General features: G+C 43.6%; 13 protein-coding genes and 1 other annotated feature. All 13 genes read left to right on the top strand.

Features of this window, described 5'->3' with window-relative positions:
* Positions 1-5: 5 nt before the first annotated feature.
* The 13 genes from G614_RS0100120 (at position 6) to G614_RS0100180 (ending at position 13,241) form a co-directional block, all read left to right on the top strand.
* Positions 6-770 carry a ComF family protein gene (locus G614_RS0100120; RefSeq protein WP_027640289.1) on the top strand — a complete coding sequence of 255 codons (765 nt, stop codon included), beginning with the start codon at positions 6-8 and terminating at the stop codon, positions 768-770.
* Between the two features lie 178 nt (positions 771-948).
* Positions 949-1,098: a 50S ribosomal protein L33 gene (gene rpmG, locus G614_RS0100125; protein WP_027640290.1), complete on the top strand. Its 150-nt coding sequence runs from the start codon at positions 949-951 to the stop codon at positions 1,096-1,098.
* Between the two features lie 26 nt (positions 1,099-1,124).
* On the top strand, positions 1,125-1,385 hold the full coding sequence (secE, locus tag G614_RS0100130) for a preprotein translocase subunit SecE (RefSeq protein WP_027640291.1): 261 nt from the start codon (positions 1,125-1,127) through the stop codon (positions 1,383-1,385).
* 45 nt (positions 1,386-1,430) lie between these two features.
* On the top strand, positions 1,431-1,949 hold the full coding sequence (nusG, locus tag G614_RS0100135; protein WP_027640292.1) for a transcription termination/antitermination protein NusG: 519 nt from the start codon (positions 1,431-1,433) through the stop codon (positions 1,947-1,949).
* Positions 1,950-2,046: 97 nt separating this feature from the next.
* Positions 2,047-2,472, top strand: a complete 426-nt coding sequence (rplK, locus tag G614_RS0100140) for a 50S ribosomal protein L11 (RefSeq protein ID WP_027640293.1) — start codon at positions 2,047-2,049, stop codon at positions 2,470-2,472.
* Positions 2,473-2,630: 158 nt separating this feature from the next.
* Positions 2,631-3,326, top strand: coding sequence for a 50S ribosomal protein L1 (gene rplA / locus G614_RS0100145; protein WP_002566638.1), 696 nt, complete (start codon positions 2,631-2,633; stop codon positions 3,324-3,326).
* Positions 3,327-3,410: 84 nt separating this feature from the next.
* Positions 3,411-3,558, top strand: a sequence feature (ribosomal protein L10 leader region).
* Positions 3,559-3,690: 132 nt separating this feature from the next.
* Complete coding sequence (gene rplJ, locus G614_RS0100150; protein ID WP_027640294.1) at positions 3,691-4,191, top strand: 50S ribosomal protein L10; 501 nt, start codon at positions 3,691-3,693, stop codon at positions 4,189-4,191.
* 75 nt (positions 4,192-4,266) lie between these two features.
* The gene (gene rplL / locus G614_RS0100155) at positions 4,267-4,641 is read left to right on the top strand and encodes a 50S ribosomal protein L7/L12 (RefSeq protein ID WP_027640295.1); all 375 of its coding nucleotides are present in this window, start codon (positions 4,267-4,269) and stop codon (positions 4,639-4,641) included.
* A 310-nt stretch (positions 4,642-4,951) separates the two neighbouring features.
* On the top strand, positions 4,952-6,289 hold the full coding sequence (locus G614_RS0100160) for a tagaturonate reductase (protein ID WP_027640296.1): 1,338 nt from the start codon (positions 4,952-4,954) through the stop codon (positions 6,287-6,289).
* A gap of 465 nt (positions 6,290-6,754) precedes the next feature.
* The gene (locus tag G614_RS0100165) at positions 6,755-8,479 is read left to right on the top strand and encodes an argininosuccinate lyase (protein WP_027640297.1); all 1,725 of its coding nucleotides are present in this window, start codon (positions 6,755-6,757) and stop codon (positions 8,477-8,479) included.
* 148 nt (positions 8,480-8,627) lie between these two features.
* Complete coding sequence (locus tag G614_RS0100170; RefSeq protein WP_027640298.1) at positions 8,628-9,782, top strand: choline-binding protein; 1,155 nt, start codon at positions 8,628-8,630, stop codon at positions 9,780-9,782.
* Between the two features lie 275 nt (positions 9,783-10,057).
* Entirely contained in the window at positions 10,058-11,689 is a 1,632-nt protein-coding gene (locus G614_RS0100175) for an O-antigen ligase family protein (protein WP_027640299.1), read from the top strand.
* 142 nt (positions 11,690-11,831) lie between these two features.
* Positions 11,832-13,241, top strand: coding sequence for a sugar transferase (locus tag G614_RS0100180; protein ID WP_027640300.1), 1,410 nt, complete (start codon positions 11,832-11,834; stop codon positions 13,239-13,241).
* Positions 13,242-13,243 lie beyond the last annotated feature (2 nt).

The following is a 13,243-nucleotide window of genomic DNA, read 5'->3' on the forward strand; positions in this document are numbered from 1 at the left end:
CGGAGGTGATGGAGATACGGACAAAGATACGAATTAAGATACCGATTAAGAAAATCCGAGACGGCAGTGATTTCTTGACAGATATCCTGTTTCCGCGCCGCTGCCCTGTATGCGGCGATATTGTCCTGCCCAAAGGAAATCTCATATGTCCGGGCTGCATGGCAAAGCTGTCCTGGGTACGCCGTCCTGTCTGCAAAAAGTGCGGAAAGGAAGTTCTGGATGAGACCATTGAATACTGCTGTGACTGTACCAGACATAAACGCAGCTTTGATTATGGACTGAGCCTTATTAATTATGATGACACGGCCAGCCGTTCCATGGCCCGGATTAAGTATAATAATAAAAGGGAGTATCTGGATTTCTACGGCGAAGCCATGATCAGGAAAATGGGAAAACGCATCCGGTCCATGAATGGGGATGCCCTTATCCCTGTGCCGGTCCATCCGTCCCGCCGCCGGGAAAGGGGATTCAACCAGGCGGAGGAATTAGCCCGCCGCCTTTCCGGTCCGCTGGGAATTCCGGTAAATACATCCATTCTGAAAAGGGAGCGAAAGACAGCCCCGCAGAAAAACCTGGATTCCAGCGGCCGGTTAAGGAACCTGGAGCAGGCATTCACGGCGTCCGCCCTGCCGTCCGGCGTACAAAATGTCATATTGGTGGATGATATCTACACCACAGGCAGTACGATTGAGGCGTGTACACGGGTCCTCAGAAAAGCCGGTGCGAAGCAAGTATATTTTGTGACCATTTTCATCGGTCATGGACAATGATGAATTTTAGAAGGAAGCCTCCAGTACCCCATAAATCCGTAAAAATCCCTTGACGTATGGATATTTCTATGGTATAGTAAACGGGCGAATGGAAGAGCTTAGGTCTTTTTTTTATGCTCAAAATTAAGTACCTGAGCGGCAAATGTGAACTACGATAATATAAGTGGAGGTGGAAGTCGTGCGCACAAAGATTACACTGGCATGTACAGAATGCAAACAACGCAACTACAACATGACTAAGGACAAAAAAACTCATCCGGACCGTATGGAAACAAAGAAGTACTGCAGATTCTGCAGGAAGCATACCATGCATAAGGAAACAAAGTAATCCTGCTCAGTAAAGGACGTGAAATTATGGAAGATAATACAGTTAACGCTGTAGAAACCACAGAGAAAACGGCCGAGGCTGACAAGGTTGAAAAGAAGGCAGCTAAGAAGGACAAAAAGCCTAGCTTTTTTCACGGGCTGAAGAAAGAGTACAAGAAAATCGTCTTTGCTGACAAGGAAACCGTGGCAAAACAGACCGTGGCAGTGCTTTTCATGTCAATTGCGATTGGCGTGATAATTGCTGTCCTGGACTTCGTTATGAAGTTTGGTTTGAGCTTTATTCTTTAATTTAAGCAAACGAATGCGGATTGAAATAAAGGCGAGGGTGATTGTATGTCGGAAGCACAATGGTATGTAGTCCATACCTACTCAGGATATGAGAACAAAGTCAAGGTCGACATTGAGAAAACAATTGAAAACAGGAACCTTCAGGACCAGATCTTAGAGGTGTCCGTTCCCATGCTCCCTGTGGTTGAACTTAAGAACGGCGTGGAGAAAAAGGCGGACAAGAAGATGTTCCCGGGGTATGTGCTCATCAACATGGTCATGAACGATGACACATGGTATGTAGTGCGGAATACCCGCGGTGTCACGGGCTTTGTGGGTCCGGGCTCCAAACCGGTTCCTCTGACTGAAGAAGAGATGGCCAGCCTGGGATTCCATAGGGAAGAAGATGTCTTAGTCGACTTTGAAGTAGGAGATATGGTAGTTGTTATCTCCGGTGCATGGAAGGATACTGTAGGGGCCATCAAGGCCATCAATGACAGTAAGAAGACCATTACCATGCACGTTGAGATGTTCGGCCGCGAAACACCGGTTGAGCTTGGATTTGCCGAAGTCAAGAAGATGTAGGCGTCCGTTTGTAACACAAGGAATCAGCTTCTGCAGGGCAGGGGCTGGTGGGAGGGACATTCCCGACAATACCACATAATTTTAGGAGGTGCCTAAGATGGCAAAGAAAGTAACAGGATATATTAAATTACAGATTCCAGCTGGCAAAGCAACACCAGCACCACCAGTTGGACCAGCACTTGGTCAGCACGGTGTCAACATCGTTCAGTTTACCAAGGAATTCAACGCAAGGACAGCAGATCAGGGCGACATGATCATCCCTGTTGTCATTACCGTATATGCGGACAGAAGCTTCAGCTTCATCACCAAGACCCCGCCGGCAGCCGTTCTGATTAAGAAGGCCTGCAACATCAAGACCGGTTCCGGTGTTCCTAACAAGACAAAGGTAGCTGTTCTTAAGAAGGCTGATCTTCAGAAGATTGCAGAGACTAAGATGCCAGACTTAAATGCTGCCAGCTTAGAGGCTGCCATGAGCATGATCGCCGGCACTGCAAGAAGCATGGGCGTTACCATCGAGGAATAATTTCAAAGAATCATATCTGGGAATTATACCGAGGAATAATACAATTGGTGCATGAATCCGGAGACACCCGAGCAAGGTTTCCGGGTTGCTAAGGCATTTACCCGTTATATGAACGTGGGAGGGAGATTCCCCGTCAATACCACTAGGAGGTTATTAGAATGAAATCAGGTAAAAGATATGCAGAGGCTATGAAAAACGTAGACCGTGCTGCACTTTATGACATTGCTGATGCTATCACATTAGTGAAGAAGAATGCATCCGCAAAATTTGATGAGACTGTAGAGCTTCATATCAGAACAGGATGTGACGGACGTCATGCTGACCAGCAGATTCGTGGCGCTGTTGTTCTTCCTCACGGAACAGGCAAGACTGTACGTATCTTAGTATTTGCAAAGGGACCAAAGGCCGACGAGGCTCAGGCGGCAGGTGCTGATTACGTAGGAGCAGAGGAACTGATTCCGAGGATTCAGAACGACGGCTGGCTGGATTTTGACGTTGTGGTAGCTACCCCTGATATGATGGGCGTTGTAGGCCGTCTGGGCCGTGTACTGGGACCCAAGGGCTTAATGCCAAACCCAAAGGCCGGTACCGTAACCATGGACGTAACCAAGGCTATCAACGACATCAAAGCTGGTAAGATTGAATACAGACTCGACAAGACAAACATTATTCACGTGCCAGTAGGAAAAGCTTCTTTCACAGAGGAGCAGTTAGCGGACAACTTCCAGACGCTTATTGATGCGATCATGAAGGCTAAGCCAAGCACCGTTAAGGGCGCATACCTTAAGAGCGTTGCCCTGACCTCTACCATGGGTCCCGGCGTTAAGCTGAACGTTGCAAAGCTGGTGAACTAATCGATTGCTATAATAAAGTGCTATAAGCACACCCCCCATTCACAGAAGGATGGGGCTTGACATCATTCATACAATATGATATGATACCACAGTATTGAATGCCCTGAGACAGCAGGTACCGTAAGGTGTAAGGCGAAAACGCCTGCCGAGGAACATACAAAACTCTGATTATTTATGATGAGATTTTGCGAACCTCTCTGTCTTTATGGCGGAGAGGTTTTTTGTCCGGTTCTTACAGCTGTCCGTACCCGGTATACCCGGTGCGTCCGGCATGCCTGGCGCAGGAATCTGGGGACCCGGATTATGAATCGTTCCATGCTATGACGGTTTTCAATGCGAAAATATATAAGGAGGTAAACCATTCATGGCAAAAGTTGAATTAAAACAGCCGGTCGTAGATGAGATCAAGGCTATGCTGGACGGCGCTGCCGGTGCAGTCATCGTTGACTACCGCGGCCTGACAGTAGAGCAGGACACTCAGCTGCGTAAGCAGTTAAGGGAAGCTGGGGTTGCTTACAAGGTATACAAGAATACTTTGATTAAGCGTGCAGCAGAAGGAACAGATTTTGCAGCACTTGCACCACAGCTGGAAGGACCTACCGCATTAGCAGTTTCCAAAGAAGACGCCACTGCTCCGGCACGCATCTTAGCTAACTTCGCTAAGACAGCTCCAAAACTGGAACTGAAGGCATCTGTAGTTGAAGGAACCTACTATGACCAGGCAGGAACCCAGGTTATCGCAACCATTCCATCCAGAGAGGAACTTCTTGGCAAGCTGCTTGGAAGCATCCAGTCACCGATTACCAACCTGGCCCGTGTACTCAATCAGATTGCAGAGCAGCAGGGTGGAGCCGCAGAGGCATAATTTTACTGGCACAAGCACGGCAATGGCCGCGGCTTGAAACACTAATTATTAAATATTAAACAGGAGGAACATAAAATGGCAAAGTTAACAACCGCTGAGTTTATCGAAGCTATCAAGGAATTATCCGTATTAGAACTGAACGAATTGGTAAAAGCATGTGAGGAAGAGTTTGGCGTATCCGCAGCAGCAGGTGTTGTAGTTGCAGCAGCAGGCACTGGCGCAGCAGCTGCTGAAGAGAAGACTGAATTTGACGTAGAGCTGACCGAGGTTGGTCCTAACAAGGTTAAGGTCATCAAGGTTGTTCGTGAAGTTACCGGCTTAGGCCTGAAGGAAGCTAAGGACGTAGTTGACGGAGCTCCTAAGGTAGTTAAGCAGGGCGCTTCCAAGGAAGAGGCTGAGGATGTTAAGGCTAAATTAGAGGCTGAGGGCGCTAAGGTTACATTAAAGTAATTTTGGACCAGGGCTGATATAATCGGGATTCAGCTGATAAAGGCTGAGGTTGATTTAAATGCAGAGACCGCTGTGCTGAGACGTGGAGACATGTTGAGGCGCGGCGGTTTTTTGTTGGACCTGCTGTCACTACAATGAATTGAAAATCATAAAGAGGAAAGAAACCAAACAAAAATGTAAATGCTTACAAAAATATATACTAAGCTATTGCAAAATGTAAAAAGATGTTGTATAGTTATCGCAGAAACTTAAAGGAAAAGTTTTGCCGCTAAAAATGTAAGCACTTACAAAAATGATGGAGGTAATAATAATGAGTAAAAGTGTAAAAGAGACCGTGATTCAGTTCGGAGAAGGCGGATTCCTGCGCGGATTTGTGGACTATTTCTTTCACAAGCTCCAGGAGAAAGGGTTATATGATGGAAAAATAGTAGTAGTTCAGCCTATCGAAAAAGGTATGTGCCAGATGCTCTCGGACCAGAATTGTGAGTATAATCTGTTTCTGCGTGGGATTGATAATGGACAGGTAGTGAATGAGCATACACATGTAACATCTATATCCAGGGCTTTGAACCCATATACCCAGTATGGAGAATACATTGCATTGGCAGAGAATCCGGACTTAAGGGTGCTTGTATCCAACACTACCGAGGCAGGAATTGAATACCTGGGAACAGAGAAGCTGACTGATATGCCTCCAAAATCATATCCGGCTAAACTTACTCAGTTCTTATATAAGAGATATAAAGCCGGCTTAAAGGGACTTATTTTGCTTCCATGTGAACTGATTGATGATAACGGGGACAATTTGAAAAAATGCGTTCTTCAGTATGCAGAGCTATGGGAGCTGGAGGATGGATTTAAAACCTGGCTGGAAGATGAAAATGATTTCTGCAGCACATTGGTAGACCGTATTGTAACAGGATACCCAAGAGATGAGATTGAGGTGCTGACAAAGCAGATTGGATATGAGGATAAGCTCATAGATACTGCCGAGATATTCCATCTGTGGGTTATTGACGGACACCATGAAGATGAACTTCCATTCCAAAAGGCTGGTTATAATATTGTTTGGACAGATGATGTTCATCCATATAAAAAGAGAAAGGTACGTATTCTGAATGGAGGACATACCTCCATGGTGCTGGGGGCGTATCTGTATGGGCTTGAGACGGTTGGAGAATGCATGAAGGATGATAAGGTGTCTGCATTTCTAAAGAAATGTATCTTTGAAGAAATCATTCCTACAATTGGTGACACGGAGGATAACCGCAAATTTGGTGCAGCTGTTTTGGAACGTTTCTCTAATCCCTTTATTAAGCACCAGCTGTTAAGCATTGCATTGAATTCTGTCAGCAAATTCCAGGTGAGGGTTCTTCCGACGATTTTGGAGTACAAAGAAAAGTTCGGCAGCTATCCAAGGGCTCTTACTTTTTCTATGGCGGCATTAATTTCCTTTTACCGTACAGACAAGGCTAATGATGGGGATGAGATAATGCAGTTTATGAGGACAGCTTCTGTAGAAGAAATTATGAAGCGGGAAGATTATTGGCATGCTAATCTTAGCGAGATGATCCCCATGGTAGAGGAATATTATGAATTGATTCAGAACAAGGGGATGGCGGAGGCTTATGAAGCTGTATTGAAATAATAATTTAAAATTATTATAGTCATGGCTTGATGGAGCAGGATATCTGGAGCTATATGAACGAGCGTCGCCCATGGAGTGATTTCCGTAGGTGGCGCTCGTTTGTTCTTTTGATTACAAAGATAACAAAATTATGATGTTCTAATTCTGCTGCTGCTCTTAAATCTGGTGACGTGTATAGATATAAGTGCAATCTACGGGAGACACAACATCTTTGTAATAATTATGTAAGAAAATGCACAGGTAAAAGTTATGGTATTTTTACGGAATTTATAATATACTAAGTGCGTGTGATGGAGCTGGTTAGCTTTTGACGGATGGAATTGTCGATATTACATAATTTTGTAGAAAATGCAAAAAATGCAAAAAAACTATTGATAATTTTCCTTATCCGAAGTATAATCAACTCGTAATGCAAAAAAAGGAATTTCAAAAAGTATTTCAAAAAAAAAGGAGAGTGCATTAATTATGAGAAAGCAGACAAAGTTAGTTGCTGTATTATCAACAGCAGCACTGCTCGCTATTGGTGCATCCATGACTTCTTTCGCAGCTACAGGATGGGCTGAGGAAGACGGTACTTGGGTATATTACAACAGAGACGGCGAGAGAGCAACCGATCAGTGGAAGAAATCCGGTAACAACTGGTATTGGTTAGACAGCAATGGAGAAATGGCTATCGATCAGCTGATTGAGGACGGCGACAACTATTACTATGTAGACATCAACGGTGTTATGGCAGCTAACCAGTGGGTAGCTATTGACAACGAGGATGCAGGACAGGATAATGAGCCAGACCATTACTGGTATTACTTCCAGGCAAATGGCAAGGCATTAAAGAATGGCGACAATGCAAAGGTTGCTTTGAAGACAATTAACGGCAAGAAATATGCTTTTGATGACGAAGGCAAGATGCTGTACGGTTGGGTTTCTGAGGACAATGCAGAGCGCGTAGACAATACAGACGGCGACGGCTTCAAGGAAGGTACCTACTACTTCGGCGGCGAAGATGATGGCGCTATGACTGTGGGCTGGCTGCAGATGGATATCACATACGATGAAGCAACCAATGATTATGAGATTGCTCCTGTATTCAACGATGATGAGGATCAGAGCCGTTGGTTCTACTTCCAGTCAAATGGTAAGAAGGTTCAGGCTAAAGATGGTGATCTCCAGAAGAGCAAGACCATCAATGGCAAGAAATATGAGTTCGACCAGTATGGCGCTATGACAGCAGAGTGGTCTCTGGATGTTGAGGCAGCTTCTAAGAATGGTACAAGAGACAGCTACAGCACATCAGCTACCAACAGTGTATCTGCTAAGTATGCTGAGCAGTGGAGATACTTCAACAGCGTTGAGGATGGTTCCCGCGTAAGCAAGGGCTGGTTTAAGGTAGTAGCAGCTGAGTATCTGAACTACGATAAATACAACGATGATGAAGATGCATGGTACTATGCAGACGGAAGCGGCAACCTGTATGCAGGCGAGTTCAAGACCATCAAGGGCAAGAAGTATGCGTTCCGTAATGACGGCCGTATGATTGACGGACTTAAGTTTATCAAGGATGACGGCAGCGGTTTAGACGTAAAAGCTGACGACGATGACAGCTATCCATTCGATGATGAAGACAGATTCAATGAGAACGCACCTAAGCTTAATAAGCTTGGTTACAAGTGCTATTACTTCGGTGATGGAAATGATGGCGCTATGAGAACAAACAAGACCACTGTTTCTATTGATGGCGATAACTTCAGCTTCTACTTCGAGAAGTCCGGCGGAAGCAAGGGTGCTGGCCGTACAGGAGAGAAGGATGATAAGTTCTATCAGTCTGGTAAGCTCTTAAAAGCTGGATCTGAGGAGAAATATCAGGTAGTTAAGGCTGTTGATGATACTGATTCTCTGGGTTACGTAAAACTGGATGATGCAGCCGATTTTGTTAAGGATCTTGGCGATAACGTAACATCTAAAGAAGTTACCAAAGAGAATATTGCTAAACTTGGTCTTAACAAGAAGGTTGACGACATTAAGGAACTGTATATTATCAACGACGGTAAGGGTATGGACACTGATAAGTACTTCCTGGTAAATACATCTGGTAAAGTGATTGACAACAAGTCCAAGAACAAAGATGGCAATGACTTCCAGTATGTAGTAGCTAAGGGCGGTAAGATTATTGGTATCTACGTAGAAGATTAATTATAAATAATAAGTCGGTGTAGTCTGGCTATAAGGGGGAAGGCGTTGTGACTGATCTATCGTATTAGTCATAGCGCTTTCTCTTTTTGATATGGAGGACATGTTACCGTAAAATATAATACATAGAATGATTTTCCTGGAGGTATTTATGATAAGAAAAGGAATCCTTATATTGGGGACCGCAATGTTAATAGGTCTGTCAAGCACAATTCCAACATTGGCAGAGACGGCCCCGTCTATAACAATGGAAAACAGCGGGGCCTACCTTTTTACATGGCGTCCGGTAGATTATGGAAATGGACAGTCATTTGCAATCCTTGTAGGAGGGAATACCATTAACGAAAGTGATGTCATCTTGAACCGTGGTTACGATTATGGTTATACATTCCAGCCAAACAAGTATTCACGCCCATGGGGACAGGTTCCTGATTTGGTCAATGCAGGCGGTGTCTGGGCAATACCGGATAACTGGTCATCTCTTCCTGAAGGAATACAACCGACCACCCGCATTGTTTTGCTTACGAACAATAAAAATTATTCAAGTAATGAGCGTTTTGTTGATGTTGTGCATTTGCCAAACGGAGTTTCTGCTTCTGAGCTGCCTCCTGAGGTCAGAAAATATCTTATTAATGTGGACGGATCAGATGCAGGAGCATATGACGGAACCATGACTTCAGGATGGGTAACCGAGGGCAATCAGCGGAAATACCGTAAACCGGACGGCAACTTTGTGGCAGGCGGATGGCTCAGGGTTGATGGTGAATCCTATTATATGAATGATGAGGGTATCATGCTGGTAGATACCGTCACTCCTGACGGGATTTACGTAAATGCAAAGGGCGAAAAGACTAATTATATGCCGGGATGGAAACAGGACGAAAAAGGTTGGCGCTATCTCATGGGTACGGGCAATTATGCTGCGAATACCTGGTTCAAAGATGCAGACGGAAAATGGTATTACTTCAATATAGGAGGATATATGGTAACCGATAAGGAAACTCCTGATGGTTATTATGTAAATGCTGACGGCGTTTGGGATGGAAATGCCTCCACAATCGTGAATCAAAAGAGCGGCGGGCCTGGCGAAAACAGTGCATCCAATACCTCTCAGGAAGGTTGGGAGCAATTCGGAGACACTTGGAAATATAAACTGTCGGACGGAAGCTATGTCACGAATGCCTGGAAACAGGATACGGACGGGAAATGGTATTATTTCGGTGGGGATTCTCTCATGGTCACCAGTCAGACTACACCGGACGGATATCATGTAGATAAAGATGGCGTGTGGGTTGAGAACGAATAAATTTCTCCGATAAAAATTCCCATGGGGAAGCGTCCCAAAGTTTGTGTAAACCTTCAAACTGATGTAAGATAAAATTACTCAGTTTGGAGGTTTTTTTATGGCAAGGAAAAATGATTCACCACAAAAAGCAGCTCCGAATGAGAGAACCATTCGACATCAGAAATAAAATAAAAAAATCATTCGGTTTTCTTGAGTCATAAAGTTGCGGAATAATGGGTAAAATGATATACTGATTAAGTATTTGGAAAAAGAATAAGAAAGAGTAGTGCAAGCCTATGGATAATATAAAGACAAAAGAAACATCGAATGAGGGAACAAAAAAATTATTGGAAGCCTGGAGAAAATTCAATTCATTTGTGGCAGGTATTTTTACCGTGCTTATAATTTCTGTATTCCCATTGGTTTTTCATGATTATTATTATGATATATTAGTGGCTAAATATGTTTTCTATTACGGTTCTGTTATTCTGATGATTGTGGCAATGCTGGCCGGTGCAGTGTTTTTCTGGTATAAGGATAGGCATGAGCTTGGTGGGAATGCTGTAAAGGAAATGCGTTCAAAGGCCAAATTAAATGCTTTAAAAAAGTCAGACTGGGCTATGATAATTTTTTTGATTGCGGTTACCGTATCTACCTTGCAGTCAGAGTACCGTTTTGAATCTTTCTGGGGAAATGAGGGAAGATACATGGGAATGTTTTTGATACTGCTGTATGGAATCAGCTTTTTTGTTATCAGCCGATGCCTGAGATACAGGCAGTGGTATCTGGATGTGTTCCTGGCAGCGGGTATCGTTGCGTGCATGATTGGTATTCTGCATTTCTTTAAAATTGACCCCATTGGCTTTAAAAGAGGTCTGAGGGGAGATGATTATGTTATTTTCACGTCTACGATTGGTAATATCAACACATATACTTCCTATGTGGCTATGGTATCCGGAATGGGAACCGCGATGTTTTCAGTTGAGAAAAACACATACAGAAGGTTATGGTATCTGATTGCAGCGGTCATATCCCTGTTCGCGCTGATTGTAGGTATAAGTGATAATGCATATCTGGCATTGCTTGTTCTTTTTGGTCTCCTTCCGCTTTACCTTTTCAGGAATATAGATGGAGTAAAGAGGTATGTATTGTTATTAGCTGTTTTGTTTACAGAGTTTCAGGTTATAGGTACCCTTAGCTATAAGTTTCCCAATCATGTAATTGAGTTTCAGGGACTGATGAATGTGATTGCGTCATTCGGCGGATTAACATATCTTATCATTGGACTATGGGGATGTACTGTGTGTTTATATTTAATTGCACATAAACTTCCGAAAAATCATCCGCTGCACAGCGGCAGCAATATTGGAAGATGGGTTTGGCTGAGCGTCATTTTGTTGGTCTGTATGGGAGTTATCTACATGCTTTATGATGTGAATATTGCAGGAAACATAGAAAAATATGGGGCATTAAACCAGTATCTGCTTCTAAATGATGACTGGGGAACGCACCGGGGGTATATATGGAGAATTGGGATGGAATTTTATCAGAAGCAGCCCATTCACCATAAATTGTTTGGATATGGACCGGATACGTTTGGTATCATTACAGTGAAAAATTACTTTGAAGACATGGTCAGGAGGTATGGTGAAAAGTTTGACAGCGCACATAACGAATACTTACAGTATTTAGTTACAATCGGAATTGTTGGCCTTACTGCCTATTTAGCTCTGCTTTTAACGTCGATTACAGAGATGCTCCGTACATTGAAAAAAAGACCTGAATTGATTGCAATTGCATTTGCGGTTATCTGCTATGGTGCTCAGGCGGCGGTTAACATAAGCGTACCTATTGTTGCGCCGATAATGCTGACCCTCATGATGCTTGGTGTAGCGGCGGTCCGGGATGTATCAGGAAATACTGAATAATGTAAGGAATGTAAGCAATATCCAGCGGTACTTGGCGGTTGGCTTATTGCATTATTGGGAAGATAATGCTATACTCTAACGGTATGTTTATTTAAGATACGGCAAATGTTAAGCGCTTTCATGCGATGGGAGTTTGTTGTTTATGAAAAAAGATTATGAGCCATACAAGAGAATGGTAAGATTTTTGTTCAGTGCGGTTCTCATAGGCCTGGAAGTGATGGTGTATGGACATGTATGGTTGAAATATTACAATGGATTCATGGAATTTCCCTACAACCGTACAGGTAACTGGCTGATTATGGCAGTATATGGTATTCTTCTGCTGGTATTCAGCGCCATTTATGGCGGCTTGAGGATTGGGTATCTCAGGATATTTAATATTATATACTCACAGGTGCTGACAAGCTTTTGCGCGAATATTCTCATATATCTGCAAATTACTTTGTTAACAAAGCATTTTCAAAACCCCGTACCGCTGTTGGCTATGACAGGAGTAGAGGGGGTGTGGATTACTGTGTGGAGTGTGATCTGCACACAGATATACCTTCGAATATATCCTCCGCGTAAGGTGGTACTGGTCTATGGGGAACGTCCGGTTTATTCGCTTATGGTTAAGCTTTACGGCAGGGCGGACAGGTATGATATCAAGGAACTGGTACATATATCGAAAGGTATGGATGTAATAAAGGAAAAAGCAAAGCAGTATGAAGGAGTGATACTTTGCGATATTCCTTCGCAGATGCGTAATCAGCTCTTAAAATACTGTTATAATGAATCTATCCGGACTTATATGGTGCCAAAGATATCTGATATTATCATACGGAGCGCAGAGAATCTACATTTATTTGATACCCCTTTGATGCTTGCGCGAAATACTGGGCTTAGCTTTGAACAACAGTTCATAAAGCGTACATTTGATATTATCATAGCTGTGTGTGCGCTGGTGATTCTTTCGCCGGTTTACCTGGTAACAGCAGTCTGCATTAAGCTCTATGACAGGGGGCCGGTTATATTTAAGCAGAAGCGATATACAAAGGATGGCAAGATATTCGATATTTATAAGTTCCGCAGCATGATTGTCAACGCCGAAGCAGCGGGAACATCTGTCCCGGCCGCAGACAAGGATCCCAGAATTACGCCTGTAGGCAGAGTGATTCGGGCGCTGAGAATTGATGAGCTGCCCCAGTTTATTAATATATTAAAAGGTGAGATGAGCGTCGTCGGACCCAGACCGGAACGGGTTGAACACGTAGAGTTATATACAAAGGATATACCGGAATTCGTATACCGTTTAAAGGTAAAAGGCGGGCTTACGGGGTATGCTCAAGTTTATGGCAAGTATAACACCACTGCATATGATAAATTGAAGCTGGATTTGATGTATATCCAGAATTACTCGATTTGGCTTGATATTGAAATTATTTTTAAAACGATAAAGATTCTTTTGATTAAGGAAAGCACGGAAGGGTTCTCGGAAGAACAGGCAGCTGCTATTACCAAAGAGTGCGGGGATCTCACCGAAACCATGGAGGAAAAGGATAGAAAGCTGTAGAT

This window comes from [Clostridium] clostridioforme AGR2157 (assembly GCF_000424325.1).
Taxonomy (GTDB): domain Bacteria; phylum Bacillota; class Clostridia; order Lachnospirales; family Lachnospiraceae; genus Enterocloster; species Enterocloster clostridioformis_A.

What these genes read in the sequence shown, in the direction of transcription:
- secE (WP_027640291.1), top strand. Translation starts at nt 1,125, where the DNA reads ATGGAAGATAATACAGTTAACGCTGTAGAAACCACAGAGAAAACGGCC.
- nusG (WP_027640292.1), top strand. Translation starts at nt 1,431, where the DNA reads ATGTCGGAAGCACAATGGTATGTAGTCCATACCTACTCAGGATATGAG.
- rplK (WP_027640293.1), top strand. Translation starts at nt 2,047, where the DNA reads ATGGCAAAGAAAGTAACAGGATATATTAAATTACAGATTCCAGCTGGC.
- rplA (WP_002566638.1), top strand. Translation starts at nt 2,631, where the DNA reads ATGAAATCAGGTAAAAGATATGCAGAGGCTATGAAAAACGTAGACCGT.
- rplJ (WP_027640294.1), top strand. Translation starts at nt 3,691, where the DNA reads ATGGCAAAAGTTGAATTAAAACAGCCGGTCGTAGATGAGATCAAGGCT.
- rplL (WP_027640295.1), top strand. Translation starts at nt 4,267, where the DNA reads ATGGCAAAGTTAACAACCGCTGAGTTTATCGAAGCTATCAAGGAATTA.
- G614_RS0100160 (WP_027640296.1), top strand. Translation starts at nt 4,952, where the DNA reads ATGAGTAAAAGTGTAAAAGAGACCGTGATTCAGTTCGGAGAAGGCGGA.
- G614_RS0100165 (WP_027640297.1), top strand. Translation starts at nt 6,755, where the DNA reads ATGAGAAAGCAGACAAAGTTAGTTGCTGTATTATCAACAGCAGCACTG.
- G614_RS0100170 (WP_027640298.1), top strand. Translation starts at nt 8,628, where the DNA reads ATGATAAGAAAAGGAATCCTTATATTGGGGACCGCAATGTTAATAGGT.
- G614_RS0100175 (WP_027640299.1), top strand. Translation starts at nt 10,058, where the DNA reads ATGGATAATATAAAGACAAAAGAAACATCGAATGAGGGAACAAAAAAA.
- G614_RS0100180 (WP_027640300.1), top strand. Translation starts at nt 11,832, where the DNA reads ATGAAAAAAGATTATGAGCCATACAAGAGAATGGTAAGATTTTTGTTC.